General features: G+C 71.3%; 29 protein-coding genes. 20 read left to right on the top strand and 9 right to left on the bottom strand.

Translation table 11 applies throughout. The features are described from left to right. Positions 1 to 58: 58 nt before the first annotated feature. The 4 genes from ybaK to ABZ348_RS09020 all read right to left on the bottom strand — a co-directional run bounded on the left by ybaK (position 59) and on the right by ABZ348_RS09020 (position 4,119). Complete coding sequence (gene ybaK / locus ABZ348_RS09035) at positions 59 to 553, bottom strand: Cys-tRNA(Pro) deacylase (protein ID WP_358930869.1); 495 nt, start codon at positions 551 to 553, stop codon at positions 59 to 61. Positions 554 to 570: 17 nt separating this feature from the next. Next, complete coding sequence (locus tag ABZ348_RS09030; protein ID WP_358930867.1) at positions 571 to 1,311, bottom strand: LON peptidase substrate-binding domain-containing protein; 741 nt, start codon at positions 1,309 to 1,311, stop codon at positions 571 to 573. Between the two features lie 11 nt (positions 1,312 to 1,322). Beyond that, positions 1,323 to 2,336 carry a hypothetical protein gene (locus tag ABZ348_RS09025; RefSeq protein WP_358930865.1) on the bottom strand — a complete coding sequence of 338 codons (1,014 nt, stop codon included), beginning with the start codon at positions 2,334 to 2,336 and terminating at the stop codon, positions 1,323 to 1,325. A gap of 178 nt (positions 2,337 to 2,514) precedes the next feature. Continuing rightward, the gene (locus tag ABZ348_RS09020; protein ID WP_358930863.1) at positions 2,515 to 4,119 is read right to left on the bottom strand and encodes an oxidoreductase; all 1,605 of its coding nucleotides are present in this window, start codon (positions 4,117 to 4,119) and stop codon (positions 2,515 to 2,517) included. A gap of 230 nt (positions 4,120 to 4,349) precedes the next feature. Here ABZ348_RS09020 and hisD point away from each other — a divergent pair, with 230 nt between their 5' ends. The 9 genes from hisD (at position 4,350) to ABZ348_RS08975 (ending at position 11,433) form a co-directional block, all read left to right on the top strand. Further along, positions 4,350 to 5,687: a histidinol dehydrogenase gene (gene hisD, locus ABZ348_RS09015; RefSeq protein ID WP_358930861.1), complete on the top strand. Its 1,338-nt coding sequence runs from the start codon at positions 4,350 to 4,352 to the stop codon at positions 5,685 to 5,687. 64 nt (positions 5,688 to 5,751) lie between these two features. After that, positions 5,752 to 6,855: a histidinol-phosphate transaminase gene (locus tag ABZ348_RS09010; RefSeq protein ID WP_358931069.1), complete on the top strand. Its 1,104-nt coding sequence runs from the start codon at positions 5,752 to 5,754 to the stop codon at positions 6,853 to 6,855. Continuing rightward, entirely contained in the window at positions 6,852 to 7,445 is a 594-nt protein-coding gene (gene hisB / locus ABZ348_RS09005) for an imidazoleglycerol-phosphate dehydratase HisB (RefSeq protein WP_358930859.1), read from the top strand. The genes ABZ348_RS09010 and hisB overlap by 4 nt, the downstream gene beginning before the upstream one ends. After that, positions 7,442 to 7,606: a hypothetical protein gene (locus ABZ348_RS09000; RefSeq protein ID WP_358930857.1), complete on the top strand. Its 165-nt coding sequence runs from the start codon at positions 7,442 to 7,444 to the stop codon at positions 7,604 to 7,606. Before hisB ends, ABZ348_RS09000 begins: the two co-directional genes overlap by 4 nt. Continuing rightward, on the top strand, positions 7,603 to 8,253 hold the full coding sequence (gene hisH / locus ABZ348_RS08995; RefSeq protein ID WP_358930856.1) for an imidazole glycerol phosphate synthase subunit HisH: 651 nt from the start codon (positions 7,603 to 7,605) through the stop codon (positions 8,251 to 8,253). The genes ABZ348_RS09000 and hisH overlap by 4 nt, the downstream gene beginning before the upstream one ends. Then, on the top strand, positions 8,253 to 8,978 hold the full coding sequence (priA, locus tag ABZ348_RS08990; RefSeq protein ID WP_358930854.1) for a bifunctional 1-(5-phosphoribosyl)-5-((5-phosphoribosylamino)methylideneamino)imidazole-4-carboxamide isomerase/phosphoribosylanthranilate isomerase PriA: 726 nt from the start codon (positions 8,253 to 8,255) through the stop codon (positions 8,976 to 8,978). The genes hisH and priA overlap by 1 nt, the downstream gene beginning before the upstream one ends. Then, complete coding sequence (locus ABZ348_RS08985) at positions 8,975 to 9,388, top strand: RidA family protein (protein WP_358930852.1); 414 nt, start codon at positions 8,975 to 8,977, stop codon at positions 9,386 to 9,388. The genes priA and ABZ348_RS08985 overlap by 4 nt, the downstream gene beginning before the upstream one ends. Beyond that, positions 9,385 to 10,140, top strand: a complete 756-nt coding sequence (gene hisF, locus ABZ348_RS08980; protein WP_358930850.1) for an imidazole glycerol phosphate synthase subunit HisF — start codon at positions 9,385 to 9,387, stop codon at positions 10,138 to 10,140. The genes ABZ348_RS08985 and hisF overlap by 4 nt, the downstream gene beginning before the upstream one ends. Positions 10,141 to 10,227: 87 nt before the next feature. Next, complete coding sequence (locus tag ABZ348_RS08975; protein WP_358930848.1) at positions 10,228 to 11,433, top strand: cytochrome P450; 1,206 nt, start codon at positions 10,228 to 10,230, stop codon at positions 11,431 to 11,433. Between the two features lie 155 nt (positions 11,434 to 11,588). Here ABZ348_RS08975 and ABZ348_RS08970 read toward each other — a convergent pair whose 3' ends face one another. Then, positions 11,589 to 12,230: a TIGR03085 family metal-binding protein gene (locus tag ABZ348_RS08970; protein ID WP_358930846.1), complete on the bottom strand. Its 642-nt coding sequence runs from the start codon at positions 12,228 to 12,230 to the stop codon at positions 11,589 to 11,591. Positions 12,231 to 12,305: 75 nt separating this feature from the next. Here ABZ348_RS08970 and hisI point away from each other — a divergent pair, with 75 nt between their 5' ends. The 11 genes from hisI (at position 12,306) to lgt (ending at position 21,906) form a co-directional block, all read left to right on the top strand. Next, the gene (gene hisI, locus ABZ348_RS08965; protein ID WP_358930844.1) at positions 12,306 to 12,680 is read left to right on the top strand and encodes a phosphoribosyl-AMP cyclohydrolase; all 375 of its coding nucleotides are present in this window, start codon (positions 12,306 to 12,308) and stop codon (positions 12,678 to 12,680) included. Positions 12,681 to 12,691: 11 nt separating this feature from the next. After that, positions 12,692 to 14,191 (top strand): anthranilate synthase component I, encoded by a 1,500-nt coding sequence (locus ABZ348_RS08960; RefSeq protein WP_358930842.1) that lies wholly within the window; start codon positions 12,692 to 12,694, stop codon positions 14,189 to 14,191. Between the two features lie 25 nt (positions 14,192 to 14,216). After that, a complete protein-coding gene (locus ABZ348_RS08955; protein ID WP_358930840.1) occupies positions 14,217 to 14,861 on the top strand; it encodes a TIGR02234 family membrane protein in 645 nt (214 codons plus the stop codon). Positions 14,862 to 15,011: 150 nt separating this feature from the next. After that, positions 15,012 to 15,293: an HGxxPAAW family protein gene (locus ABZ348_RS08950; RefSeq protein ID WP_358930838.1), complete on the top strand. Its 282-nt coding sequence runs from the start codon at positions 15,012 to 15,014 to the stop codon at positions 15,291 to 15,293. A gap of 202 nt (positions 15,294 to 15,495) precedes the next feature. Beyond that, positions 15,496 to 15,936 (top strand): DUF2752 domain-containing protein, encoded by a 441-nt coding sequence (locus ABZ348_RS08945; RefSeq protein WP_358930836.1) that lies wholly within the window; start codon positions 15,496 to 15,498, stop codon positions 15,934 to 15,936. 148 nt (positions 15,937 to 16,084) lie between these two features. Further along, a complete protein-coding gene (trpC, locus tag ABZ348_RS08940) occupies positions 16,085 to 16,894 on the top strand; it encodes an indole-3-glycerol phosphate synthase TrpC (protein WP_358877741.1) in 810 nt (269 codons plus the stop codon). 7 nt (positions 16,895 to 16,901) lie between these two features. Further along, positions 16,902 to 17,093 carry a hypothetical protein gene (locus ABZ348_RS08935; protein ID WP_358930834.1) on the top strand — a complete coding sequence of 64 codons (192 nt, stop codon included), beginning with the start codon at positions 16,902 to 16,904 and terminating at the stop codon, positions 17,091 to 17,093. A gap of 466 nt (positions 17,094 to 17,559) precedes the next feature. After that, on the top strand, positions 17,560 to 18,816 hold the full coding sequence (trpB, locus tag ABZ348_RS08930; protein ID WP_358930832.1) for a tryptophan synthase subunit beta: 1,257 nt from the start codon (positions 17,560 to 17,562) through the stop codon (positions 18,814 to 18,816). Continuing rightward, complete coding sequence (gene trpA / locus ABZ348_RS08925) at positions 18,813 to 19,652, top strand: tryptophan synthase subunit alpha (protein ID WP_358930830.1); 840 nt, start codon at positions 18,813 to 18,815, stop codon at positions 19,650 to 19,652. The genes trpB and trpA overlap by 4 nt, the downstream gene beginning before the upstream one ends. A gap of 86 nt (positions 19,653 to 19,738) precedes the next feature. After that, positions 19,739 to 20,572 carry a thioredoxin domain-containing protein gene (locus tag ABZ348_RS08920; protein WP_358930828.1) on the top strand — a complete coding sequence of 278 codons (834 nt, stop codon included), beginning with the start codon at positions 19,739 to 19,741 and terminating at the stop codon, positions 20,570 to 20,572. Positions 20,573 to 20,802: 230 nt separating this feature from the next. Beyond that, positions 20,803 to 21,906 carry a prolipoprotein diacylglyceryl transferase gene (gene lgt / locus ABZ348_RS08915; RefSeq protein ID WP_358930826.1) on the top strand — a complete coding sequence of 368 codons (1,104 nt, stop codon included), beginning with the start codon at positions 20,803 to 20,805 and terminating at the stop codon, positions 21,904 to 21,906. Positions 21,907 to 22,016: 110 nt separating this feature from the next. On the opposite strand, the gene ABZ348_RS08910 is transcribed toward lgt, so the two are convergent. The 4 genes from ABZ348_RS08910 to ABZ348_RS08895 all read right to left on the bottom strand — a co-directional run bounded on the left by ABZ348_RS08910 (position 22,017) and on the right by ABZ348_RS08895 (position 26,567). Next, a complete protein-coding gene (locus ABZ348_RS08910; RefSeq protein ID WP_358931068.1) occupies positions 22,017 to 22,835 on the bottom strand; it encodes a CoA ester lyase in 819 nt (272 codons plus the stop codon). Positions 22,836 to 22,987: 152 nt separating this feature from the next. Then, positions 22,988 to 24,196 (bottom strand): CoA transferase, encoded by a 1,209-nt coding sequence (locus ABZ348_RS08905; RefSeq protein ID WP_358930824.1) that lies wholly within the window; start codon positions 24,194 to 24,196, stop codon positions 22,988 to 22,990. Then, positions 24,193 to 25,080: a ribokinase gene (gene rbsK, locus ABZ348_RS08900; protein WP_358930822.1), complete on the bottom strand. Its 888-nt coding sequence runs from the start codon at positions 25,078 to 25,080 to the stop codon at positions 24,193 to 24,195. The genes ABZ348_RS08905 and rbsK overlap by 4 nt, the downstream gene beginning before the upstream one ends. After that, complete coding sequence (locus ABZ348_RS08895) at positions 25,077 to 26,567, bottom strand: ADP-ribosylglycohydrolase family protein (protein ID WP_358930820.1); 1,491 nt, start codon at positions 26,565 to 26,567, stop codon at positions 25,077 to 25,079. The genes rbsK and ABZ348_RS08895 overlap by 4 nt, the downstream gene beginning before the upstream one ends. Positions 26,568 to 26,625 lie beyond the last annotated feature (58 nt).

The following is a 26,625-nucleotide window of genomic DNA, read 5'->3' as shown; positions in this document are numbered from 1 at the left end:
TTGCGATCCACGGCACCAGACCCCGCTCCCTGATCCAGCCTGATCCAAAAGAAAGACCCTAGCCGCGACCGATCGGGGCCACCACCGCCGACGTCAGCTCCGCGAGCGCCGCCGGGGACAGCTCCACCTCAAGGCCCCTGCGTCCCGCCGAGACACAGATCGTCGCATGTGAGGACGCGGAGGCGTCCAACACCGTGCGCAGCCGTTTGCGCTGGCCCAGTGGCGAGATCCCGCCCCTGACGTATCCGGTGGTGCGTTCCGCCGCGGCCGGATCGGCCATGGCCGCCCGCTTGCCGCCCACCGCAGCCGCCAGCGCCTTGAGGTCCAGCTGACCGGCCACCGGTACGACGGCCACCGTCAGTTCGCCGTCGACCTCGGCCACCAGCGTCTTGAAGACCCGGTCGGGGGAGACCCCCATGGCCTGTGCCGCCTCCTCCCCGTAGGAGGCGGCTGCCGGATCGTGTTCGTAGGCGTGTACGGCGAACTCCGCACCCGCGGCCGTCAGCGCGACCGTGGCGGGGGTGCCGCCCGTCTTCTTGGCCTTCTTCGCCATCGAGGTGGTGTTCCTGTTCAGTTCAGGCTGGTCGGCAGCCTGGTGAGGTCGGCCGCTGGCAGCGACGGGAGGTGTCGGATGACGGCGGTCTCCGAGCGGAGGAGCTTCAACTCCTCGCGCAGGCGTGCCGCGGCGTCCGGTGCTTCGAGCAGCCGCTGCTTCGCGGGGGTATCGAGCAGTGCCTTGGCCGCGACGAGGTAGGAGACGACGGTGGGGTCGTCCGGCAGGTCGCCGTTGCCCGTCAGCGATCGCTCGCGGGCTCCTGCCAGTTGCTTCTGGTACTTGAGGAAGGCCCGCAGCACCCCTTCGGCGAGTGCGCCCGCGCCCTCTCCTGCCACCTCCCCGAGCTCTTCCACCTCCGCCAGCAGGAAGGGCCCGCTGGCGTCGACCGAGCGCAGGGCGACCCGGGTGGTGGCGGTGGCGAGGACTTCGAAGCCGCCGTCCTCGCGCTCCCGGATGGTCGCCGCGTCCACGATGCACCCCATGGTGTGGAACACCTTGAGGGGATCGTCACCGAAGCCGGCGGCGGGGCCGCGCTCCGGTACGGCGGTCTGGTCGGGCATTCCGGGCGAGGTCGGGGCCACCTCGTGGCCGTCGCGAATGGCGACCACGGCGAAGCGGCGCGGTTCGGAATCATCGATCTTGAGCAGCTCGCGCATCATGGCGCGGTAGCGCTCCTCGAAGACGTTCAACGGAAGAACGAGGCCAGGGAACACGACCGAGTTGAGCGGGAAGAGCGGCAGACGTGCGGTGGTCACACTGGCCAACCCTAATGGTCCGTGCGCTCGCCGAGGCAGGTCCGCAGCGGCGTCATCGACGCGACCTCGATCCGTACGCCGTCGCGGGTGTCCAGGAACTGCCCCAACGGGTCGTCGGACACCCGGCTCCACGGGAAAGAGGTGGCGTGCGGTCCGATGAGCCGGAACTGTTCCAGGGCGTCCTGCCAGCGCCCCCGTCGCACCAGTACGTACGCCGTGAGGTTGCGGACCTCCGCCGGCCAGGGGTCGCCCGGGGGATAGCCGGCCGAGAGCGCGATCGCGAGGTCCGCCGCCGCGTCGGTCCGGTCCTGTGCCAGCGGTGAGCCGTCGCCGCTCTCCAGCCAGGCGAAGGCCGCCCGCACCGGCAGGGCCTGGACGAGGGAGCCGGGCAGTGCGTCCGCCGCCGCCTGCTCGGCGAAGTCGAAGCACTCGCGGTGTGATCCGTACCACTGGGCCGAGAGGTAGCGCAGGGCGGCGACATGACAGCCGTAGTGGTGCGAGGACCGCCGGACCGCCTGTTCCCAGAGCGCCTCGAAGCGCGCGTGTCCGACATGGGTGCCGCGCGCGTGGTCCAGTGCGATGCGCCAGGGCACCGGGTCGCCGGCGCACCGGTCGGCAGCCGCGGCGATCAGTGGGCCGATCTCGCGGAGCCGCTCCGAACGGGCCGGGGAGTCCCACGCCCTGCGGACCGCCAGTTCGGCCTTGACGACCAGTGCGTCGGGGTCGTGGGGCGCCGCCGCGAGCCAGGCGGACAGCCAGTCGCCGCGGGAGGAGGCGAAGGTGGCGAGCCGCATGACGTAGCGGTCGCGGTTCTCCCACTCGGCCGCCGACCTGGTGGCGGCCAGGAGCGAGGCCGCCGGTCGGTACTCCCCGACGGCCGCCGCCACAAGCGCGGGCCCGATGAGCTCGTCGGGCGCATCGAGGAGCACGGTGTCATCGGCGGGCAGCCCGCCGTCCACGACCCCGAGCCGTGACGTGTGCCTGATCATCCGCGCGGTGCGCACCAGGGCGCGAAGCAAAGACATGGTCCGGCCATTGAAAACCGCAGGTCGGAGGCGACGCCAGAGGGCCCCTGTGAAGCTTTGGTAGCGGCCGGGAAGGTTGTCCTCCAAGAAGTCAAGAGAGCGCAAAGAATGCGACCGGGTGACTGGTCTCGGGTCGCAACCGCACCCCGTGCCCCGGCGCGCGCCACCGGGACGGAGGTCACCCCCGGCGCAACAGCCTCGACGCCCCCGCCGCCACCGTCGTGGCCAATATCCACCCCAGCAACACCAGCACGGCCGCCGCCCACTGCCAGCGCCCGTCGAGTCGCCAGTAACCGTCCTGCCCCAGGTTGATCACCGGGATCAGCAGGTCCAGGGCGTACAGGGGAGCGTTCCAGTGTGGATGCTCCCCGGGCTTGAACGGATCGGGCTCCACCTGGGCGAAGGCCAGTGCGCCCGCAGCCCAGAGCACCGCCATCCACAGGGCGGCGCGCCCCGGGCGGTAGCCGTAGGCGACGGTCCAGTCCTGGAGGTAGCCCCACAGCTTCGCCGCCAGTGGCAGGGTCTCGCGGCGCCGGCGCTGCTTGGCCAGCAGGACTTCCCGGGCGTCGGCGTCCTCCCCGCTGTTGCGCAGCACGGTCGCGAGACGTTCGTACGGCTCCGGCGAGTACTCGGGCGTTGCCGATGCCACCCACTCCAGACGTCTGCTGAGCGGGAACTCCTCGTACGGCACCAGGTTCTCGTAGACGAATCCGCCCATGGCGAGTCCTCCCGGGCCGGGCCAACTCGCCGCCAGGTCCACCAGGGTCACCACCTTCGCCCCGTTGAGGACGACACGGCCCTCCTCGGGGCGGGCGGCGTTGAAGCGTAGTTCCGGGGTGACGATCCGACGGAGGGAGAGCTCCTCGCGCGGGCTGAGGGTGAACCGGGCCCGATGGAGGTCCACCGCGTCCCCGAAGCGCCCGTCGTCCAGCCGGACGCCGCCGTAGCACTGGAAGGGCTGGAGCCGGGTGGTGCCCTGGCCCGACTCCCCGCCGCGCCCGATGCCGAAGGGGGGAGTGGCGCCCTGCCGGCCGGTGGACTCGCTCACCCAGGCGCCCGTCATGTAGAGCGTCCGCTCCACGCTGATCTGCGGCGCGTTCAGCGCCCGGCGCTCGCCCGCGGCCCGCAGTCGGCTGCCCCGCAGACTGAGCGACACGCCCACCTTCGCACCGCGCAGACTGAACTCCCCGTACGTCTCGATCAGTTCCGCTTGCAGGTCCTGCGCCACCGAGAGCCCGTCCGCCGTGATCGCCCTGCCCCTGCGGTCGGGGCGTACGTGGATCTGGTTGATCAGCAGGTCCGTCCCGATCTGTGCGTCCGTGAGCCGGATGCCGTGTTCGACCCGGCAGCGCGGCAGATGCAGATCGCCTTCGGTGCGCAGCCGTGCGGCCTCCAGTCGCGGAATGGCGCAGCCCACCATCCGTACGGTGGTGAAGTGGGCCTCGGGCAGCCAGATCTCGCTCTCGAAGCGGCAGCCGTTCAGTTCGACGTAGGGTGCGACGCTGCCGCCCGCGAGCTTGAGCGTGCCGGTGATCAGGACGCCCCGCAGTTTGAGGGCGGCGACCCGGCCGGGGTGCGGGGTGGGGCCGCTCAGCAGCAGACGCGCCACGATCGTGGCGCGGACACTGCGCTCGGGGCCCCAGGGTCGCGGGGAGAACGGATCGTTCAGCAACGGGTCGGGGTCGCTGAGGTCATAGGTGCTGCCGCTGCGGAACGCGTTCCACATGCGCTGCTCGGTCAGGGTGAGCCCGTCCGGGCAGCCTTCGTCCAGCGGCTCGGTCACTACCGCCCCCTCTTCGATTCCGTGAAGGTGTGCGCGTTCCCCGTCGCATGCGCGGACACCGGTGCGGGGTGCGCTCCGGCCAGCCGGGCACCGGGCCCGTACTGCCGTTCTTCCCGCTGTGTGACGGAGTGAACGCTAGTGGTCATCGATCACTCGTGGGTGGTCCGGGTCGCGTATCAGCCAGTGATACGGGAAACAGCAGCCGAATCGGGTCTGCGAGAATTGACCCTGTGATCTCCCGAATCGATCTGCGCGGCGATGCCCTCCCCGAGGGCGCCGCACTGCGCGACCTGCTGCCCCGTGCCGAGTTCGACGTGGAAGCCGCCCTGGAGAAGGTGCGGCCCATCTGCGAGGACGTGCGCCATCGCGGCACGGCGGCGTTGATCGAGTACGCGGAGAAGTTCGACGGGGTCGCGCTGGAGCGCGTCCGGGTGCCCGCCCGCGCCATCGCCGAGGCCCTGGAAGGGCTCGATCCCGAGGTCAGGGCCGCGCTGGAGGAGTCGATCCGGCGCGCCAGGATCGTCCACCGCGCCCAGCGCAGGACCGAGCACACCACCCAGGTCGTCCCCGGCGGCACCGTGACCGAGAAGTGGGTTCCGGTGGAGCGCGTCGGGCTGTACGCGCCCGGTGGTCGTTCCGTCTACCCCTCCTCCGTGATCATGAACGCCGTTCCCGCCCAGGAGGCGGGCGTGACCTCCATCGCCCTGGCCTCGCCGCCGCAGAAGGAGCACGGCGGCCTACCGCACCCGACGATCCTGGCCGCCTGCGCACTGCTGGGCGTGGACGAGGTGTACGCGGTGGGCGGAGCCCAGGCCGTCGCGATGTTCGCGTACGGCACGGACGGCCCCGACGGCTGTGCGCCCGCGAACATGGTCACCGGCCCCGGCAACATCTGGGTCGCCGCGGCCAAGCGCTACTTCACCGGCCGGATCGGCATCGACACCGAGGCCGGCCCGACCGAGATCGCGGTCCTCGCCGACGCCACCGCCGACCCCGTCCACGTCGCCGCCGACCTGATCAGCCAGGCCGAGCACGACCCGCTGGCCGCCGCGGTCCTGGTCACCGACTCGGTGGAACTCGCGGACGCGGTCGACAAGGAGTTGGAACCGCAGATCGCGGCCACCCGACACGTCGAGGACCGGATCGTGCCCGCCCTCACCGGCCGGCAGTCCGCGATCGTCCTCGTCGACGGCGTGGCCGAGGGCCTGCGGGTCGTCGACGCCTACGGGGCCGAGCACCTGGAGATCCAGACCGCCGACGCCGCCGAGGTCGCCGCCCGGGTGCGCAACGCCGGAGCGATCTTCGTCGGGCCCTGGTCGCCCGTCTCGCTGGGCGACTACTGCGCCGGCTCCAACCACGTCCTGCCCACCGGGGGCTGCGCCTGCCACTCCTCCGGTCTCTCCGTCCAGTCCTTCCTGCGCGGCATCCACATCGTGGACTACAGCCGTGACGCCCTCGCAGACGTCACCCACCATGTGGTCACACTCGCTGAGGCCGAGGACCTGCCCGCCCACGGCGCCGCCGTGAAGGCCCGCTTCGGTTGGAAGGTCCCGGGCCGTGAGCAGTGACACCTCCGCACGCGGCGGCACCCCCGCCCAGGGCGGACAGACAGACGGAGAAGGTACGGAGCGCGTGAGCATCGACGATCTGCCCATCCGCGACGAGCTGCGCGGAAAGACCGCCTACGGCGCCCCCCAGCTCGACGTCCCCGTCCAGCTGAACACCAACGAGAACCCCTATCCGCTGCCCGAAGCCCTCGTGGAGCGCATCGCCGAGCGGGTCCGGCAGGCGGCGCGCTCCCTCAACCGCTACCCCGACCGGGACGCCGTCGAGCTGCGCACCCAGCTCGCCGCCTACCTCACCCGGACCACCGGGCACCCGGTCGGCCCGGAAGGCGTCTGGGCGGCCAACGGCTCCAACGAGGTCATCCAGCAACTGCTCCAGACCTTCGGCGGCCCCGGGCGCACCGCGATCGGCTTCGAGCCCTCGTACTCGATGCACGGGCTGATCTCCCGCGGCACCGGCACCGACTGGATCAGCGGGCCCCGCAACGACGACTTCACCATCGACCTCGCCGCGGCCAAGCGCGCCATCGCCGAGCGGCGCCCGGACGTCGTCTTCATCACCTCGCCCAACAACCCCACCGGAACCGCGGTCGAGCGGGACACGGTGCTGGCGCTGTATGAGGCGGCCCAGGCCGCGAAGCCCTCCCTGGTGGTCGTCGACGAGGCGTACGTCGAGTTCAGCCACCGCCCCTCGCTGCTGTCGCTGATCGAGGGCCGACCGAACCTGGTGGTCTCCCGGACCATGTCCAAGGCGTTCGGTGCGGCCGGCCTGCGACTCGGCTATCTCGCCGCCGACCCCGCCGTGGTCGACGCCGTACAGCTGGTGCGGCTGCCGTACCACCTGTCGGCCGTCACCCAGGCCACCGCGCTCGCTGCGCTGGAGCACACCGATACGCTGTTGGGGTACGTCGAACAGCTGAAGACCGAGCGGGACCGCCTGGTCACCGAGCTTCGTGCCATCGGCTTCGAGGTGACCGAATCGGACGCCAACTTCGTGCAGTTCGGACGGTTCGCCGACGCCCACACGGCATGGCGGAAGATCCTCGACCACGGAGTGCTGGTCCGGGACAACGGAGTGCCGGGATGGCTGCGGGTCACCGCCGGCACCCCGGCTGAGAACGACGCGTTCCTCGACGCGGTCCGTGAGTTGATGAAGGAGCAGAGCGCATGAGCCGCGTAGGACGGGTCGAAAGGACCACGAAGGAGACCTCCGTCGTCGTCGAGATCGACCTCGACGGCACCGGGCAGGTCGATGTGTCGACCGGGGTCGGTTTCTACGACCACATGCTCGACCAACTCGGCCGGCACGGTCTCTTCGACCTCACCGTGAAGACCGAGGGCGACCTCCACATCGACACCCACCACACCATCGAGGACACCGCCCTCGCGCTGGGCGCCGCCTTCAAGCAGGCCCTCGGCGACAAGGTCGGCATCTACCGCTTCGGCAACTGCACCGTCCCGCTGGACGAGTCCCTCGCACAGGTCACGGTCGACCTCTCCGGACGCCCCTACCTGGTGCACACGGAGCCGGAGAACATCGCCCCGATGATCGGCGCCTACGACACGACGATGACGCGCCACATCTTCGAGTCCTTCGTCGCCCAGGCCCAGATCGCGCTGCACATCCACGTCCCGTACGGCCGCAACGCCCACCACATCGTCGAGTGCCAGTTCAAGGCGCTCGCCCGGGCCTTGCGCTACGCAAGTGAACGGGACCCGCGCGCCGCCGGCATCCTCCCCTCCACGAAGGGCGCCCTGTGACCGGCCTGTCGACCATCCTGATCGTCGTCGGCCTCTTCCTCCTCGGCGGCATGTACTCCTTCCAGAAGCAGGGGCTGCCGCGCGGAGTGATCGTGCTCCTCGGCATCGGCTCGTTCATGTGTCTGCTCGCGGGCGTGCTGCGACTGGACGTGTGGTCATGAGCGCCGGGAGGAAGCCCAGGAAGGTCGTCGTCTTCGACTACGGCTTCGGCAATGTCCGCTCCGCTGAGCGTGCGCTCGCCCGGGTCGGCGCCGACGTGGAGATCACCCGCGACTTCGACACCGCCATGAACGCCGACGGGCTCCTGGTCCCCGGCGTGGGCGCGTTCTCCGCCTGCATGGACGGGCTGCGCGCCGCACGCGGTGAGTGGATCGTCGGCCGCAGGCTCTCCGGCGGCCGTCCCGTGATGGGCATCTGCGTCGGCATGCAGATCCTCTTCGCCCGCGGCATCGAGCACGGCGTGGAGAGCGAAGGGCTCGACGAGTGGCCCGGCACGGTCGGCCCGCTGAAGGCGCCCGTCGTCCCCCACATGGGCTGGAACACCGTCGACGCGGCACCGGACAGCCGGCTCTTCGCCGGGCTCGACGCGGACGCCCGTTTCTACTTCGTGCACTCCTACGCCGTGCACGACTGGGAGCTGGAGATCACCAACCCCGCCATCCGCGCACCCCAGGTCACCTGGGCGACCCACGGCGAACGCTTCGTCGCCGCCGTGGAGAACGGTGCGCTGTGGGCGACCCAGTTCCACCCCGAGAAGTCCGGCGACGCCGGGGCCCAGCTGTTGACCAACTGGATTGAGACGCTGTAATGCCGAAGCTTGAACTCCTGCCCGCAGTTGACGTCCGTGACGGCCAGGCCGTCCGCCTCGTACACGGCGAGTCCGGTACGGAGACGTCGTACGGCTCGCCGCTGGAGGCGGCCCTCGCCTGGCAGCGCGCGGGCGCCGAGTGGCTGCACCTGGTGGACCTCGACGCCGCGTTCGGCACCGGCGACAACCGGGAGCTGATCGCCGAGGTGACCGCCGCCATGGACATCAAGGTCGAGCTGTCCGGCGGCATCCGCGATGACGCCTCGCTCGCCGCCGCACTCGCCACCGGCTGCACCCGGGTCAACCTCGGCACCGCAGCCCTGGAGACCCCCGCATGGGTCGCCAAGATCATCGCCGAGCACGGGGACAAGATCGCGGTGGGTCTCGACGTCCGCGGCACCACCCTGCGCGGCCGTGGCTGGACCCGCGACGGCGGAGACCTCTACGAGACCCTCGCCCGGCTCGACGCCGAAGGCTGCGCCCGCTACGTCGTCACCGACATCGCCAAGGACGGCACCCTCCAGGGCCCCAACCTGGACCTCCTGCGCAACGTCTGCGCCAAGACGGACCGGCCCGTCGTCGCGTCCGGCGGTGTCTCCTCACTGGACGACCTGCGCGCCATCTCCTCCCTGGTCCCCGAAGGCGTCGAAGGCGCGATCGTGGGCAAGGCGCTGTACGCGAAGGCGTTCACGCTGGAGGAGGCGCTCGCGGCGGTGTCCGAGTGAGCGAACTGCGGCGGATCACCACGGGAGCGCCCTGGGAGGAGGAGTTCGGCTACTCGCGCGCCGTCGAACTGCCGGGCGGGCTCGTCCTCGTCGCCGGCTGCACGTCCGTCGTGGACGGCGCGATCGCCGACGGAACGCCCCACGAGCAGACCGTCAACTCCTTCCGGGCCGCCTTCGACGCCCTGGCGCAACTCGGTCTCGGACCGCAGGACGTCGTCCGGACCAGGATGTTCATCACCCACGCCCGGGACGTGGACGAGGTCGGACGGGCCCACAAGGAACTGTTCGACGCCGTGCGCCCGGTGGCCACCATGGTCATCGTCGCGGGCCTCGTCGACCCACGCCTGGTCGTCGAGGTGGAGATCGAGGCGTACCGCACACCGAACCGAGAGGCGGGCGAGAACGCATGACGCTGGCCGTGAGGGTCATCCCCTGTCTCGACGTCGACAACGGACGCGTCGTCAAGGGCGTCAACTTCCAGAACCTGCGCGATGCGGGCGACCCCGTCGAGATGGCGAAGCTGTACGACGCCGAAGGCGCCGACGAACTCACCTTCCTCGATATCACCGCCTCGTCGGGCAACCGGGAGACCACCTACGACGTGGTGCGCCGCACCGCCGAGCAGGTCTTCATCCCGCTCACCGTCGGCGGAGGCGTGCGATCCCCCGACGACGTGGACAAACTGCTGCGCGCGGGCGCGGACAAGGTCGGCGTCAACACCGCCGCGATCGCCCGCCCCGAGCTCATCCGTGAGATCGCCGAGCGCTTCGGCCGCCAGGTGCTGGTGCTGTCGGTCGACGCCCGCCGCACACCGTCGGGCTCGTTCGAGGTCACCACCCACGGCGGTCGCCGGGGCACCGGCATCGACGCCGTGGAGTGGGCCCACCGGGCCGCCGAACTCGGCGCGGGGGAGATCCTCCTCAACTCGATGGACGCGGACGGCACCAAGGACGGCTACGACACCGAGATGATCGCGGCGGTGCGCACCCATGTGACCGTGCCCGTGATCGCCAGCGGCGGCGCCGGCCGGCTGGAGGACTTCGCGCCGGCGATCGACGCCGGTGCCGATGCCGTGCTCGCGGCCTCCGTCTTCCACTTCGGCGACCTCAGGATCTCCGAAGTCAAGGAGGCGCTCCGAAGCTCAGGGCACGTCGTGCGCTGATCACAGCGGCTGAAAATGGGCATCCGTCCGGACCTCGGGCCGGGTTAACGTGCGTGTACTTCCCCACGGTTCATCAGGGAGCACACCATGTCGACCCGGCCCGTCGTCGATCTCTTACGCCTCAGCCCCGACTTCGTCCGCGACCCCTACCCGGTCTACGCCCGGCTGCGAGCCGAAGGCCCCGTCCACCGGGTGCGCGACCCCGACGGTGAGGAGAAGTGGCTCGTCGTCGGCCACGAGGCGAGCAGAACGGCCTTCAACGACCCCAGGCTGAGCCGTGACTGGCTGCGCTCCGGCGACATCAGCTCGATCATCAACACCGGCGGGGACGAGTCCGCCCTCGCCCATATGCTCATGTCGGACCCGCCCCACCACACCCGCCTCCGACGGCTCGTCGCCCGGGAGTTCACCCCCGGACGGGTCGCAGCCCTCGCGCCCCGCGTGCAGCAGGTGACCGATGAGCTGCTGGACGCAATGCTCGCGAACGAGACACGGCGGGCCGATCTGGTCGCCGCCTTCGCCTTCCCACTGCCGATGACGGTCATCTGCGAACTGCTCGGCGTACCCGAGCTGGATCGTGATGCGTTCCGCGCCTGGTCCAACGAGATGGTCGCGCCCTCGGGCGCCGAGGCAGAGGGCCTCGCCTACACCGAGACCACCGCCTACCTCGGTGAACTGATCGGGGCCAAGCGGGAGCGACCGGGCGAGGACCTCCTCAGCGGCATGATCCACGCCGTGGACGAGGGCGGCGACCGGCTCTCGCCCGCCGAACTCATCGGCATGTCGGTGCTGCTGCTGATCGCCGGCCATGAGACGACGGTCAACCTGATCGGGAACGGCCTGCGGGCGCTCTTCCGCCATCCCGATCAACTCGCCGACCTGCGAGCCGACTTCGGCCTCCTTGACGGGGCGATCGAGGAGATGTTGCGCTACGACGGTCCGGTGGAGAACTGCACGGCACGGCTCGCCCTGGAGGACGTGGAGATGGGCGGGGTGACCATCCCCGCGGGCTCACCGGTCCTGATCGCCATGGCGGACGCGGACCGCGACCCGGCCCGCTTCAAGGACCCCGACCGCTTCGACATCCGCCGTGACGCCCGCGGCCACATCGCCTTCGGCCACGGACTCCACTACTGCCTCGGCGCCCCGCTGGCCCGGCTGGAGGGCCGCATCGCGCTGCGCACCCTGCTGGAGCGCTGTCCCGACCTGACACTCGACGCCGATGAGGCGAGCCTGCCCTGGATGGCCGGCATGTTGATCAGGGGAGTGCGGCGGCTACCGGTCCGCTGGTAGACCGGTAGCGCCGGGGGCTCGACGGCTGGCCGCCCCGTTCTCATCGGTCGGCGTACGGCGGGTGCGAGGACGGGCAGCGACGGCGGGGGCGACGCACATCGGCCGACTCATGCGGCCTGTCGATGCCCGCCACGACTGCCTGCCACGACTGCCCGTCAGGCCCCGGGCAGCCCCAGCGGGGCGGTACGGACGCGCTCCACCGCATCCTTCTCGCCCTCCAGGTCCACCTGCGCCACCTCCTGGCGACCGAACGCGAAGAGCGTCAGCTCCCCGGGCTCGCCGGTCACCGTGACCACCGGCGTGCCCCGACGGGCAACCGCCGTCTGGCCATCGAGACGGCGCAGCACCAGGCCCTGCGGAGCCTTGCGCCCCAGGACCTTCGCCGCTCGCTCCAGCCGTGCCCACAGCGCGTCCTCGAAGACGCGGTCCAGGGGCCGTGGGGTCCAGTCCGGCTGGGCCCGTCGCACGTCCTCCGCGTGGACGAAGAACTCGACGGTGTTCGCCGCCTCGTCCACCTGCTTGATCGCATACGGCGACATCCGCGGCGGCCCCGTACGGATCAGCTGGATCAGCTCCTCGTACGGCTTCTCGGCGAACTCCGCCTGCACCCGGTCAAGACGCGGCTTGAGGGCGCCCAGCAGGATTCCGCCCGCCGCATCGGCCCGTCGCTCCCGCACCACCACATGGGCCGCCAGGTCCCGGGTCCGCCAGTCCCCGCAGAGGGTCGCGGCATCGGGGCCCGCGGACTCCAAGAGATCCGCCAGGAGGAGTCGTTCACGCTTCGCATGGGTCGACATGCCCGCCAGCGTACGGTGACCGCGCCGGGTCCGCCCAGTGGACGCCCTCCCGCCACACCCCCGACACCCGGCACAATGGACCGCATGACCAGCAGTGTTCCCGCCAGCCCCCTCGATCCCGCCATCGCCGCTCGCCTCAAGCGCGGGGCGGACGGACTGGTGCCCGCTATCGCCCAGCAGTACGACACCGGCGAGGTGCTGATGCTCGGCTGGATGGACGACGAGGCCCTGCACCGCACCCTCACCACGGGCCGGTGCACCTACTGGTCCCGCAGCCGCCGCGAGTACTGGGTCAAGGGCGACACCTCGGGTCACGTCCAGCACGTGAAGTCCGTCGCCCTGGACTGCGATGCGGACACGATCCTGGTCAAGGTCGACCAGGTGGGCGCCGCCTGTCACACCGGGGACCGCACCTGCTTCGACGCGGGCACCCTCCCGCTCGCCCAGTAGGGTCGGGCGCCATGGATCTGGAGACCTTCCGCAAGCTCGCCGTCGACCGCCGCGTCATCCCCGTCCACCGTCGCCTCCTCGCCGACGGCGACACCCCGGTCGGGCTCTACCGCAAGCTCGCCGCCGAGCGGCCCGGCACCTTCCTCCTGGAGTCCGCCGAGAACGGGCGGTCCTGGTCCCGGTACTCCTTCGTGGGCGTCCGCAGCGCCGCCACCCTCACCGAACGGGACGGCGACACACACTGGCTCGGCACTCCGCCGGTCGGCGTCCCCGTGACCGGGGACCCCCTCGCCACCCTGCGGGCCACCGTCGAGACCCTGCACACCCCGCACGACCCGGCCGCCGCGATGCCCCCCTTCACCGGCGGCATGGTCGGCTACCTCGGCTACGACATCGTCCGACGGCTGGAGAAGATCGGCCCCGGCGAGCGCGACGACCTGAAGCTGCCCGAGCTGACCATGCTCCTCACCTCGGACCTGGCCGTGCTCGACCACTGGGACGGCACCGTCCTGCTGATTGCCAACGCGATCAACCACAACGACCTCTCCACCGGGGTCGACGAGGCGTACGCGGACGCCGTGGCCCGCCTCGACGCGATGGAACGCGACCTCGCCCGCCCCCTCGCCTGGGCCCCCGCAGCCCTGCCGCCGTCCGAACTGCCCGCCTTCACCGCCGAATGGGGAGGCAAGGACTACCAGGACGCGGTGGAGGACATCAAGGAGCGCATCCGCGCCGGTGAAGCCTTCCAGGTGGTGCCGTCGCAGCGGTTCGAGACCCCCTGTACGGCCAGCGCGCTCGATGTCTACCGGGTACTACGCGCCACCAACCCGAGCCCGTACATGTATCTGATCCGGTTCGAGGACTTCGACGTCGTCGGCTCCAGCCCGGAGGCCCTGGTCAAGGTGGAGGACGGACACGCCATGGTCCACCCCATCGCCGGTACCCGCCCGCGCGGCGCCACCCCGCAGGAGGACCAGGCCCTCGCGGACGAGCTGCTCGCCGACCCCAAGGAGCGCGCCGAGCACCTGATGCTCGTGGACCTCGGCCGCAACGACCTGGGCCGGGTCTGTGAACCGGGCAGTGTCGAGGTCGTCGACTTCATGTCCATCGAGCGGTACTCGCACGTCATGCACATCGTGTCCACGGTGACCGGGAAGGTCGCCGCGGGCAGCACCGCCTTCGACGTCCTGACCGCCTGCTTCCCGGCGGGCACCCTCTCCGGGGCGCCCAAGCCCCGCGCGATGCAGATCATCGATGAGTTGGAGCCGTCCAGGCGCGGTCTGTACGGCGGGTGCGTCGGCTATCTCGACTTCGCGGGGGACTCCGACACGGCCATCGCCATCCGTACCGCCCTGTTGCGTGATGGGACCGCGTTCGTGCAGGCGGGGGCGGGTGTGGTGGCCGACTCGGACCCGGTCGCCGAGGACACGGAGTGCCGCAACAAGGCGGCTGCCGTCCTGCGCGCGGTGCACACGGCCAACCGGCTGAACGGCCGGGGGGCCACCGGCTGAACGGACTTTCGGGTCATGAGGGATAGTGGGGTATGTGAGCGCTGTCCCCGTACCCCAGCCCCGCGCCCGGTCCGCCAACTCGTCCTCCACGGCGGACAACGGGCGCCGCAGCCTTGTCCTGGCCCTTCTGCTCGGTGCCCTCGGCGCCGCCGTCGTGTTGCTGACCTCCGGCCAGACGTGGGCCGAGGGCACGGCCCAGGTCGGCGGCGGCACCCTCGCGCTGGACGCCGAGGGCGGTGATGTGACCGGTGTGCCGAGCGCACTCGCCGTCGTCGGCCTGGCCGCGCTGGTCGCGGTCTTCGCCGTGCGCCGTGCGGGTCGCGTGCTCGTTGCGGCCGTACTCGCCCTCAGCGGTGCGGGCGCGGCCCTCGCCGCCTTCCGCGGCGCCTACGACAGTTCCGCGCTCGACGCCGAGGCCGCCCGCACCAGCGGCAACGCCTCCGCCACCATCGACGCCCTCACCCACACCGCCTGGCCGTTCGTGACCACGGGCGCGGGAGTGCTGATCCTCCTCGCCGGAGTGCTCGCCCTTCGCTACGGTCGGCACTGGCCCTCCATGTCGGGACGGTACGAGCGCGAGGCGTCCCCGCGAAAGGCCACGCCCCCCGCGAACCCCGATCGACCGGAAGAGCTGTGGAAGGCCCTCGACCGCGGCGAGGACCCCACCTGATCCCCGGCCGCACGGGTGACCCCCCGCGTCGCCCGCGCACGGCGTACGGGACAATGGGCCGCGAGCGTCCGGCTCACCCACAGAGCAGCAGTTCACCGCGGTAGCGCCGTAGGGCGCCCACCCCAGAGCACCAGCAACGAGGAGCAACTCATGTCGGGCACCGCCCACGGACACACCCCGGCCGCCTGGACCGGCGTCACCATCGGTTTCTTGGGTTTCTGCGTCTCCGGCGTCTTCATGGTCGCTGCCAACCCCCTCGGTTTCTGGGCCGGCCTCGTGATCGTCGCCCTCGGCGGAGTCGTCGGCGGTGCGATGAAGGCCGCCGGGCTCGGTATGCCCAAGGAGTCCGCCGACCGGACGGCCGCCCGCGATCGCGCCACGCAGGTGGCCCGCTCCAAGGCGCAGCCCGCCACCGCTGACACCGCCGTCTGAGTCCGCTGTACGCGGCATTCCGGACGCAAGGCCCTGCGCGGATCGTGTGCAGGGCCTTCGCCCACCCCACGGCGGGCCGGCCGACCGCCCGGGCCCACATAGCCCCGGTCCGACCGTTCCCCGCACCTCGACACGAGGCACGCGACCGGCACCGTCCGGCTGCGTCCGCCGTGCTCCCGGAGAGAATCAGCGGGTGGACGCCATGACCTCTCCCGTCACCCCGGGGCCCGCGCCCCGACCGCCCGTCCCGCTCGTGCGGCGGCTCGCAGCCCCCCTCGGGACGATCACCGCCGTCGCCGCGGCCTTTGCGTACGTCGGCACCGTCGATCCCCATGAACCGGGCCACTACCCGGTCTGCCCCCTGCTCAGCATCTCGGGCCTGTTCTGCCCCGGCTGCGGGGGCCTGCGCAGTGCTCACTCCTTCATCCACGGCGACCTCCCGGCCGCGCTGGGCGCCAATGCGGTGGCCGTCGTCGGCTATCTGGTCTTCGCGGTCGTCTGGACGGTATGGCTGATTCACGCCGTTCGGGACCGGCCGGTGAGGTTTGCCATCCGACCCGTGTGGTGGTGGGCGATCGGCACGGTCGTGCTGATCTTCACGGTGATTCGAAATCTGCCCTTCGGCTCGGTGCTGGCCCCGTGAACCGGGCGGTCCCCACACTGGTCGGCCGGTGTGCCGAGTCCCATCCAGTGGGACAGGCGGCGCCCGGATGCGAGCCCGAGGGCCTCCTGCGGATACCATCGACATGGCTGATCCTTGACCATCAACGTCCCGGAAGGGGGCCGCTCGGGTGAGTGTGCTCGACGAGATCATCGAAGGCGTACGCGCCGACCTCGCGGAGCGGCAGGCGCGCGTCAGCCTCGACGAGCTCAAAGAGCGTGCGGCCAAGGCTCCGGCTGCCAAGGACGGTGTCGCGGCACTGCGCGGCGAGGGCGTCCAGGTCATCTGCGAGGTCAAGCGCTCCAGCCCTTCCAAGGGGGCACTGGCGGCGATCGCCGACCCCGCGGCGCTCGCGGCCGACTACCAGGCGGGTGGCGCCGCGGTCATCTCCGTACTGACCGAGGAGCGCCGCTTCGGTGGCTCCCTCGCCGACCTGGAAGCCGTACGGGCCCGGGTCGACATCCCCGTCCTGCGCAAGGACTTCATCGTCACCGCCTACCAGCTTTGGGAGGCCAGGGCGTACGGCGCCGATCTGGTCCTGCTGATCGTGGCCGCCCTGGAGCAGGAGGCCCTGGTCTCGTTGATCGAGCGGGCCGAGTCCATCGGACTCACCCCGCTGGTCGAGGTCCACGACGAGGAAGAGGTCGAGCGCGCCGTCGAGGCGGGCGCGAGGATCATCGGGGTGAACGCACGCAACCTCAAGACGCTCAAGGTGGACCGCTCCACCTTCGAACGGGTCGTGGACGAGATCCCCGCCCATATCGTCAAGATCGCCGAGTCCGGTGTGCGCGGCCCGCACGACCTGATCGCCTACGCCAATGCGGGTGCCGATGCCGTGTTGGTGGGGGAGTCCCTGGTCACCGGACGCGACCCGCGCACGGCGGTCGCCGATCTGGTCGCCGCCGGGGCTCACCCCGCGCTGCGGCACGGACGGAGCTGAACCACCCATGACCGGCGCACCCACCCGCCCGGCGCTCCTGAGCGCCGACGCCTACGCCCGCCTGGCCCGCGGCTGCCGCCCCCGTGGCTGCCGCGCCCCGGCGCGCCGGGTGCACGGGCGCCGGGTGCGCTATGTCATTGGCTCCGAGCCCGGCCAGGTCAACGGGATGCGATGGCGTACCCGGGAAGCGCGCCGCTGAGGCCGGTCCTTCGACCTGTCGTCCGGGCCCGTCACACGGTCGTCCGCCCCGGTCAACCGGCCGGGAGCGGCTACCCCGCGCGGGGTATGGGCTCCGAGCCCGGTCCGACCGACGGCTCGGGCGAACGCCCTGAGCACCCGCTGCCCCTGCCCGCACCGACCACGACGTCCCCGGCCGCCGGTGACCGCCCGCATGGGGCGGCCCCCGCGGCCACCCGGGACGCACGGGTCATGCACGGGTCTCGGACAACGGGGCAGCAGCGGGCAGCCGGTCCGCCGGCCGACGCCGAATGCGGGCGTACGCGACCGGGTGACCGCCGTATGCGGCGCCGAGCACCCGGGCCGACCCGTGCGGGATCGGCCCCCTTGCGCACCGGACGGCGGCGAACGGCCGTCCGGCGCGCACCACACGTGTCCTGTGAACACCAGACATCAGGGGCTCACGCCCCTTCTGAGGAGTACGTCGGATGTCTTCTGACTTCTTCATTCCGGACCCCGAGGGTCAGGTCCCGAGCGCCGCGGGCTACTTCGGCGCCTTCGGCGGCAAGTTCATCCCCGAGGCGCTCGTCGCCGCGGTGGACGAGGTCGCCGTCGAGTACGACAAGGCCAAGGCCGATCCGGCCTTCTCCGCCGAACTCGACGACCTCCTGGTCAACTACACCGGCCGCCCGAGCTCCCTGACCGAGGTCCCCCGGTTCGCCGAGCACGCGGGCGGCGCCCGGGTCTTCCTCAAGCGGGAGGACCTCAACCACACCGGCTCGCACAAGATCAACAACGTGCTCGGTCAGGCGCTGCTCACGCGGCGCATGGGCAAGACGCGCGTCATCGCCGAGACCGGTGCAGGTCAGCACGGTGTCGCCACCGCCACCGCCTGCGCCCTGTTCGGCCTGGACTGCACCATCTACATGGGCGAGATCGACACCGAGCGCCAGGCGCTCAACGTCGCCCGGATGCGGATGCTCGGCGCCGAGGTCATCCCGGTCAAGTCCGGCAGCAGGACCCTCAAGGACGCCATCAACGAGGCGTTCCGTGACTGGGTCGCCAACGTCGACCACACCCACTACCTCTTCGGCACGGTCGCAGGCCCCCACCCCTTCCCGGCCATGGTCCGCGACTTCCACCGGGTCATCGGCGTCGAAGCGCGCCGTCAGATCCTGGAGCGCGCGGGCCGCCTCCCGGACGCGGCCGTCGCCTGCGTCGGCGGCGGCTCCAACGCGATCGGGCTGTTCCACGCCTTCATCCCCGACGCGTCCGTACGACTCGTGGGCTGTGAGCCCGGCGGTCACGGAGTGGAGTCCGGCGAGCACGCGGCCACCCTGACCGCGGGCGAGCCGGGCATCCTCCACGGATCGCGCTCGTACGTCCTCCAGGACGACGAGGGCCAGATCACCGAGCCCTACTCGATCTCCGCCGGTCTGGACTACCCGGGCATCGGTCCCGAGCACTCCTACCTCAAGGACATCGGCCGCGCCGAGTACCGGGCGATCACCGACGCGCAGGCGATGGAGGCACTGCGGCTCCTCTCCCGCACCGAGGGGATCATCCCGGCGATCGAGTCGGCCCACGCGCTGGCCGGTGCGCTGGAGGTCGGCCGGGACCTGGGCCCCGACGGGCTGCTCCTGGTCAACCTGTCCGGTCGCGGCGACAAGGACATGGACACCGCCGCCCGCTACTTCGGGCTGTACGACTCCGAGGCATCGCAAGAAGGAGAGGCCGCCCGGTGAGCGGGAACAGAACGCTGCTGACGGACACCATCGCCCGCGCTACCTCCGAGGACCGGGCCGCGCTCATCGCCTACCTCCCGGCCGGTTTCCCCACCGTCGACGGCGGGATCGAGGCCGTCAAGGCCGTCCTCGACGGCGGCGCGGACATCGTGGAAGTGGGGTTGCCGCACAGCGACCCCGTGCTCGACGGTCCCATCATCCAGACCGCCGACGACATCGCCCTGCGCGGCGGCGTCCGAATCGCCGATGTGCTGCGCACGGTCCGTGAGGCCCATGCCGCCACGGGCAAGCCGGTGCTCGTGATGACCTACTGGAACCCCATCGACCGCTACGGCATCGAACGATTCACCAGCGAACTGGCCGAGGCGGGCGGCGCCGGGTGCATCCTGCCGGACCTGCCGGTCGAGGAGTCCGCCGTGTGGCGCGAGCACGCGGACAAGCACGAACTCGCCACGGTCTTCGTCGTCGCCCCGAGCAGCAAGGACGCCCGCATCGCCCGGATCACCGAGGCCGGTTCCGGGTTTGTGTACGCGGCGTCCCTGATGGGCGTCACGGGCACCCGCGAATCGGTGGGTGCGCAGGCCCAGGACCTGGTCCAGCGCACCCGGGCCACCACCTCGCTCCCCGTCTGCGTCGGTCTGGGGGTCTCCAACGCGGTGCAGGCCGCGGAGGTCGCGTCCTTCTCCGACGGCGTGATCGTGGGGTCGGCTTTCGTGAAGCTGCTCCTGGATGCTCCGGACAGCGCGGCGGGGCTTGCCGCCGTGCGCGGGTTGGCCGGTGAACTGGCGGCCGGAGTGCGCAGGGGCCGCACGGGCGCTGCGTCGGACGCGAGCTAGGACACCCCGCTCGTACGTCGTCGCTCGTACGGGTGGAACCGGGACCGGGGAGGCGCGCAGGTGCCTCCCCGGTTCGTTTGCGGGATGTGAACGAGAAGAATCAGGCACCGAAGGGGACCGCGCGGGAGCGGCTCCAGCAAGAACGCGCGCGGGAGAAGGCGCGTGACAAGCGGCGGCGGGTGCTCGTCGTGTCCTCCGCCGTGGTCGCGATCCTCGCCCTGGCGGCCGTGGTCGGCGTGATCGCGGCCAACGCCGGCAAGGAGAAGGACGGCTCCAGCCAGGCGGGGCCGCTGCTGGCCCCCTCGGGAGTGGCGGGCAAGGAACAACTGGCGATCCCGGTGGGCGCGACCGACGCCCCCTCCACGCTCACCGTCTGGGAAGACTTCCGCTGCCCGGTCTGTGCGCAGTTCGAGAACATCTTCCGCAAGACCATCCATGAGCTGGAGGAGTCGGGCCAGCTGAAGATCGAGTACAACCTGGCCACGATCATCGACGGGAACATGGGGGGCACGGGCTCGCTGCGGGCGGCGAACGCCGTTGCGTGCGCCCAGGACGCGGGGTCGTTCGTCCCGTACCACGACGTCCTCTTCCAGAACCAGCCGCCGGAGCCGGACGACGCCTTCGGCAGCAACGACAAGCTGATCGAGTTGGCGGGCAAGGTGAAGGGTCTCGACACCCCTGGATTCCGCAGCTGTGTGCAGGACGGAAAGCACGACTCCTGGGTCAAGAAGTCCAACGACACCTTTGTGAACGGCGGGTTCCGCGGTACGCCGACGGTCCTGCTGAATGGTGAGTCGATCTTCCCGGACAAGGCCGGCCAGCAGATCTCGGTCGCCAATCTGAAGAAGTGGGTCGCCGAGGCGAACAAGGGCAAGGAGCGGGGGACCGAACGGCCTGCACCCGCACCCGACGCGTCCTGAGCGGGCCCCGGCCGGAGGCAGGGGCGACCGGTTCGCTCCTGTCCCGACCCACCGGTTCGCTCCTGCCCCGATTCACCGGTTCGTCCTGGCTGTCGTCCGTTCGGGCCGGCCGGGTGCCGTGAGCGTGCCCGCACCCCGGTGGAGGCCGTTCCTCCGGGCGGCTCGTTATGCAGACGTTGCCCGTCCGGGTTGCCGTCTGCGCCGTGCGGCAGGGTAGCGTCGGAGCTGCCATGGAACTTGCCTACATTCCCAGCCCGTCGACCGGAGTGCTCCAACTCGGACCCCTCCCGCTGCGCGGCTATGCGCTCTGCATCATCCTCGGCGTCTTCGTTGCCGTCTGGTACGGCAACAAGCGGTGGATCGCCCGGGGCGGAAAAGCCGGCACGGTGGCCGACATCGCCGTCTGGGCGGTGCCCTTCGGCCTGGTCGGCGGACGGCTCTACCACGTGATCACCGACTACCAGCTGTATTTCAGCGACGGTGAGAACTGGGTCGATGCCTTCAAGATCTGGCAGGGCGGCCTGGGCATCTGGGGCGCCATCGCCCTCGGCGCGGTCGGCGCCTGGATCGGTTGCCGTCGTCGTGGCATTCCGCTGCCCGCCTGGGCGGACGCGATGGCGCCCGCGATCGTCATCGCCCAGGCCATCGGCCGCTGGGGCAACTGGTTCAACCAGGAGCTGTACGGAAAGCCGACGGACCTGCCCTGGGCGCTCAAGATCAGTGAGGGCGCGAACCGCGAGGCCGGCCTCTACCACCCGACGTTCCTCTACGAGTCCCTGTGGTGCATCGGGGTCGCGCTGCTGGTGGTCTGGGCGGACCGGCGGTTCAAGCTGGGCCACGGCCGGGCCTTCGCCCTGTACGTCGCCGCCTACTGCGCGGGGCGCGCCTGGATCGAGTACATGCGGGTGGACGAGGCGCACGAGGTGCTCGGCCTGCGACTCAACGTCTGGACCTCGATCGTCGTCTTCGTGCTGGCCGTGGTGTACATCGTGGTCTCGGCGCGGGTCCGGCCGGGCCGCGAGGAGATCGTGGAGCCCGAGCGGGGTACGTCCGGTACCGCCGGCGGGTCTTCCGCTGACAAGGCTCCCAAGGCCGACAAGGCTGTGAAGACTGACAAGGCTGACACCGCCCAGGCTGTGCAGACCGAGAGTGCCAAGAACGGCAAGAACGCCACAAACGCCACGAACGCCACGAACACTGATGGCGCGGACAGTGCCGTGGACGCTGAGGGCTCTGACGGCTCCGACCCGTCCGAGGCCCCCGGCAGTGTGCAGTCCGCCGCCGCGGGCACCGACGGCGCGGTCGCCGATGCGGGGTCCACCAAGAAGGGCTGACCCGGGCACCAGTGCGTACCGGCTCCGTACCGCCCGCTTTGGGGGAGCTGGACGACGAGGCCGCCGGAGACCGAAAGGTCATCCGGCGGCCTCGTGTCATTCCCGGGGGCTCACGAGGTGTCCGCGCGGTGTGCGATGGACAGGGTGCGGCGGGCCGCGGCCACGATGGCGGCGTCGACGAAACGACCGTCGGGCAGGGCGAGCGCGCCCTCGTCGGTGGCCGCCGCGGTGATGACCTCCTCGGCGGCCTCGATCTCGCGTTGCGTGGGGCGGAAGGCGCGCTCGATGACGCGTAGCTGGCGGGGGTGGATGGCGGCCCGCCCCAGGAAGCCGAGCGCACGGCCGTGGGCGCAGGAGGCGTACAGCGCGTCCAGGTCCCGGATGTCGGGGAAGACGGACTGCGGCGGGGGCGGCAGTCCGGCCGCGCGGGCGGCGACGACGATGCGGCTCCGCGGCCAGTCGAGCGCGGCGCCGTCCCGTACGCCGAGGTCGGCGCGGAGGTCGGCCTCTCCCAGGGAGATCCCGTGGACGGCCGGGTCCGCGGTGGCGATCGTGTACGCGTGCTCGATCGCCAGGGCCGTTTCCAACAGGGGGTGCAGCGGGACGCCGGGGGCGAGTCGGGCGATCCGGCGGATGTCAGTGGCGTGTGCGACCTTGGGAACACGGAAGGCGGCGAGGCCGGGCAGTGCGCTGAGGGCTTCGACTGCCTGCCGGGTGTGCCGGGAGCGGGGGGAGTTGACGCGTACGTGTACGGGCAGGGGTTGGGGCCCCGCGAGCAGTTCGGCGGTGGCGGTGAGGGCGTAGTCCTTGCGGTCGGGGGCCACCGCGTCTTCAAGATCGATGATCACTGCGTCGGCGCCGGACGCCAGGGCCTTGGCGACGACGTGCGGGCGATCGCCGGGGGCGTAGAGATAGGTCAGGGGGGTCATGGGCTGGTGCGCCGGGGAAGGGACCACGGGCTCATGAGCGGGCGGCACGGCCGGGGAGCCCGGGGGCTCCGGTGGGGTCTGCGGAGCGCGGGCGATCGAGGGGAGCGGAGAGAACTGAGGGGTGTGAGGGGTCTGGGGGATCTGGGGAGAAGTCATACGGCTCCCTGGGTGCGCAGTGCGGTGATGTCGGCGGCGGTCAGACCCAGTTCGGTCAGGACCTCCTCCGTGTCCGATCCATGGGCGCGGCCCGCCCATCGAATGGCTCCGGGCGTCTCGGACAGTCGGAAGAGGACGTTCTGCATACGGAGGGGGCCGAGATCGGGGTCGGGCACCTCGGTGATGCTCTCCAGCGCCCGGAACTGCGGATCGTCCATCACATCGCGGATGTCGTAGACCGGGGCGATGGCCGCTTCCGCCTTGTCGAAGGCGGCCAGGGCCTCCGCCCGGGTACGTCGGCCGATCCAGTGGCCGACGGCCTCGTCGAGTACGTCGCTGTGTTCGGCACGGCCGGTACCGGTGGTGAACCAGGGCTCGTCGATCAGTTCGGGGCGTCCCACCAGCCGCATCACCCGCTCGGCGATGGACTGCGCGGACGTGGAGACGGCGACCCACTGTCCGTCGGCGGTCCGATAGGTGTTGCGCGGGGCGTTGTTGCGGGAGCGGTTCCCCGTGCGGGGCTGTACATAGCCGAGTTGGTCGTACCAGAGCGGCTGGGGGCCGAGAACGGCCAGGATCGGTTCGATGATCGCCAGGTCGACCAACTGTCCGCGTTCGGTGGTGTGGCGGGCGGCGAGGGCGGTCATGACGGCATAGGCGGTGGCGAGCGCGGCGATCGAGTCGGCGAGACCGAAGGGGGGAAGGGTCGGGGGGCCGTCGGGCTCACCCGTGATGGCGGCGAAGCCGCTCATCGCTTCGGCGAGCGTGCCGAATCCGGGCCGGTGGGAGTAGGGGCCGTGCTGTCCGAACGCCGTGACGCGCGCCAGTACCAGCCGCGGGTTGGCCGTGCTCAACTCGGGCCAACCGAGGCCCCAACGCTCCAGGGTGCCCGGGCGGAAGTTCTCGATGACCACATCGGCGGTGGCGGCGAGTCTGAGCAGGGTGTCGCGCCCGCCGGGGGCGGACAGGTCGAGGGTGATCGTGCGTTTGTTGCGGCCCAGTACCTTCCACCAGAGGCCGATGCCGTCCTTGGCCGGGCCGTGGCCGCGGGAGGGGTCCGGGCGCCGGGGGTGCTCGACCTTGATGACCTCGGCGCCGAAGTCGCCCAGCAGGGTGGCGGCGAGTGGTCCGGCGAAGAGGGTGGCCAGATCGAGCACGCGCAGTCCGTCTAGGGGTGCGTGGGGGGTGGGTGATGGCTGTGTCATGAGGCGTCGTCGATCTCCGAGCGGTAGGGCATGGAGGTGGATGCGCCGTGGCGTCGGACGCAGAGGGCGGCGGCCGTGGACGCCCAGTGCAGGGCTTCGCCCACCGGCCGTCGCTCACCGAGGGCGACGGCGAGGGTGCCCACGAAGGTGTCACCCGCTCCGGTCGTGTCCACCGCCGTCACCCCGGGGGCGGGGACGGTGAAGGGCGCGGCGTCCCTGCTGGCGTAGAGACTGCCGGCCGCACCGAGGGTGATCACGACCTCCGGCACCTTGCGCAGCAGTGCGACCGCGGCCTGATGGGGGTCTGTCGTTCCGGTGAGTGCCGCGGCCTCGTGTTCGTTGGGCACCAGGAGGTCGACGGCGGACAGGAGGTCGTCGGAGAGCGGCTGGGCGGGTGCTGGCGTCAGTACGGTCCGCACGCCGTGTCGACGGGCGGCCCGTGCTCCGTCGAGTACGGCGCTGAGGGGGAGTTCGAGTTGGAGCAGGAGCAGATCGGCGGTGGCGATCAGGGCCTCGTCACCGGGGGCGAGCGCGGTGACCGTGCCGTTGGCGCCGGGGATGACGACGATGGCGTTGCCCCCCTCGTCGTCGACGACGATGTGGGCGGTCCCGGACGGGCCGTCGGCCCTGCGCAGCAGATCGACGTCGACCCCGGAGGAGACCAGGGTCTGTCGGAGCTGGTCGCCGAAGGCGTCCGAGCCGACCGCGCCCATCATGGCGACGTCGCCGCCCGCTCGCGCGGCGGCGACGGCCTGATTGGCGCCCTTGCCGCCCGGAACCGTACGGAACTCCCGCCCGGTGACGGTCTCCCCGCGTTTCGGCGCGCGGGCCACATAGGCCACCAGATCCATGTTGGTGCTGCCGAGCACCGCGATGCCGGTCATGGGCGGAGCGCCTCCTGATGGGTGAGGTGGGCGAGGGTGTCGAAGCCGATGCCGTCGAATCCGGCGATGGACGTGGTGAGGCGGTTCTTCAGGGGTGCGGTCCACCGGTCGGGCAGCGCTTCCGGCCGTCGGGCGAGCAACCCCGCCAGGGAACCCGCGGTAGCGCCGTTGGAGTCGGTGTCCCATCCTCCGCTGACCGCACGGCAGATGGACCCGGTGAAGTCGCCGTCCGCATGGGTGAGGGCCGCCGCGAGGAGCGCCGCATTGGGGATCGCATGGACCCAGTGGTAGTGGCCGTGGGCGAGGTGCAGTCGGTCGACGACGGTGTCGAAGTCCGCTTCCTGGCGGGCGGTGAGGACGGCGTCGCGAACGGCGACCGCAAGCCGGGACGCGGCGGGTACGACGGTGAGGCCGATGTCCAGGGCGCGGTGGACGTCGGTCTGCGGGTCGGCAGCCGCGGCGATGGCGGCGGCGATGAACATGGCGCTGTGGACTCCGCTCGCCGTGTGGGTGAGCGCCGCGTCGCGCTGTGCCTGGGCGGCTGCCGCACCCGGGTCACCGGGGTTGGTCCAGCCGTGGACATCGGCACGGATGGCGGCACCGATCCACTCCCGGAAGGGGTTGTGGTGGCGGGCGCAGTCGGGGGGTTCGAGTCCGAAGAGGAGGTTGCGCAGGGCGATGCGCTCCGCGGTGAAGGTCCGGCCCGCGGGCAGCTCGTCGAGCCAGAGCCGTGCCACGTCGTCCGTGCGGAAGCCGCGCCCGTACCGCTGGAGCAACAGCAGGTTGAGCAGCGGGTAGTTGAGGTCGTCGTCCTCCGGCATTCCGTTGATGTTCTCGGCGAGCGAGGTGCCCGCGGAGCGGCGGTTCCACGGGTGGGCGCGGCTCAGCTCCTTCGGTAGACCCCGGGCGGTGAACCAGGTGCTCAGGGGCCAGTTGTCGGTGGCGCGCCCGATGGCACGGATCGCGCCCAGGGGGAGCTTCTCGACCGGCTTGCCCAGCAGGCATCCGGCCGCCCTGCCGAGCCAGGCGGCGTGGAGGGCGCGGAGGTGGGAGGCGCCGGTCGCGTACTCGGGAGCTCGTGACGCGGGTCGATCGCTGCCCGGTTTACTGTCCGGCGCGCTGCGCGGGCCTGTGGTGGCGTGGGGGAGTGGGGAACGGCGTTCGGGTGGTGGCGGCCAGTCGGGGCAGAGTGCGCGGATGGCGGCGAGTTCGGTCGGTTCCGTCGCGGCGAGCGGATCGGGCAGGCCCGCCAACTCGTCCAGCAGCCGTAGCGCCAGGGTGCGCAACTCCGCAGGGGCGGGTGACGCGGACGCCCCGGCCGCGGACGGAGGCCCACTTCCGCCTGCGAGGTGCCAACGGGCGGCGATGGCACGGGCGTCCCGCCCGTCTTCCGCGGCCTGCCGCAGTTCATGTCCGATGAGGTCCTCGGGCTGCACCCAGGTGAAGCGCAGCCCGGGGGCGCCCCGGGACGTACGGCCCCGAACCACCGGACCACGGTCCCGTCTATCGGCAGCCCGGTCATGCGACGGTGCGGGGGCGCCGGCG

It is taken from the genome of Streptomyces sp. NPDC005963 (genome assembly GCF_040638655.1).
In the GTDB taxonomy this organism is placed as follows: domain Bacteria; phylum Actinomycetota; class Actinomycetes; order Streptomycetales; family Streptomycetaceae; genus Streptomyces.
Note: the sequence above shows the minus strand (reverse complement) of the source record. Positions and strands in the feature narration are given on the sequence as shown.

Bases quoted from the DNA above. Each gene is read 5' to 3' on its own strand.
- ABZ348_RS08905 (WP_358930824.1), bottom strand. From the start codon at position 24,196: ATGACACAGCCATCACCCACCCCCCACGCACCCCTAGACGGACTGCGC.
- ABZ348_RS08950 (WP_358930838.1), top strand. From the start codon at position 15,012: ATGTCGGGCACCGCCCACGGACACACCCCGGCCGCCTGGACCGGCGTC.
- ABZ348_RS08970 (WP_358930846.1), bottom strand. From the start codon at position 12,230: ATGTCGACCCATGCGAAGCGTGAACGACTCCTCCTGGCGGATCTCTTG.
- ABZ348_RS09025 (WP_358930865.1), bottom strand. From the start codon at position 2,336: ATGTCTTTGCTTCGCGCCCTGGTGCGCACCGCGCGGATGATCAGGCAC.
- rbsK (WP_358930822.1), bottom strand. From the start codon at position 25,080: ATGACCGGCATCGCGGTGCTCGGCAGCACCAACATGGATCTGGTGGCC.
- priA (WP_358930854.1), top strand. From the start codon at position 8,253: ATGCCGAAGCTTGAACTCCTGCCCGCAGTTGACGTCCGTGACGGCCAG.
- ybaK (WP_358930869.1), bottom strand. From the start codon at position 553: ATGGCGAAGAAGGCCAAGAAGACGGGCGGCACCCCCGCCACGGTCGCG.
- ABZ348_RS08975 (WP_358930848.1), top strand. From the start codon at position 10,228: ATGTCGACCCGGCCCGTCGTCGATCTCTTACGCCTCAGCCCCGACTTC.
- ABZ348_RS08910 (WP_358931068.1), bottom strand. From the start codon at position 22,835: ATGACCCCCCTGACCTATCTCTACGCCCCCGGCGATCGCCCGCACGTC.
- ABZ348_RS08935 (WP_358930834.1), top strand. From the start codon at position 16,902: ATGACCGGCGCACCCACCCGCCCGGCGCTCCTGAGCGCCGACGCCTAC.
- hisF (WP_358930850.1), top strand. From the start codon at position 9,385: ATGACGCTGGCCGTGAGGGTCATCCCCTGTCTCGACGTCGACAACGGA.
- trpB (WP_358930832.1), top strand. From the start codon at position 17,560: ATGTCTTCTGACTTCTTCATTCCGGACCCCGAGGGTCAGGTCCCGAGC.
- ABZ348_RS08945 (WP_358930836.1), top strand. From the start codon at position 15,496: ATGACCTCTCCCGTCACCCCGGGGCCCGCGCCCCGACCGCCCGTCCCG.
- lgt (WP_358930826.1), top strand. From the start codon at position 20,803: ATGGAACTTGCCTACATTCCCAGCCCGTCGACCGGAGTGCTCCAACTC.
- ABZ348_RS08960 (WP_358930842.1), top strand. From the start codon at position 12,692: ATGGATCTGGAGACCTTCCGCAAGCTCGCCGTCGACCGCCGCGTCATC.
- hisH (WP_358930856.1), top strand. From the start codon at position 7,603: ATGAGCGCCGGGAGGAAGCCCAGGAAGGTCGTCGTCTTCGACTACGGC.
- hisI (WP_358930844.1), top strand. From the start codon at position 12,306: ATGGACCGCATGACCAGCAGTGTTCCCGCCAGCCCCCTCGATCCCGCC.
- hisB (WP_358930859.1), top strand. From the start codon at position 6,852: ATGAGCCGCGTAGGACGGGTCGAAAGGACCACGAAGGAGACCTCCGTC.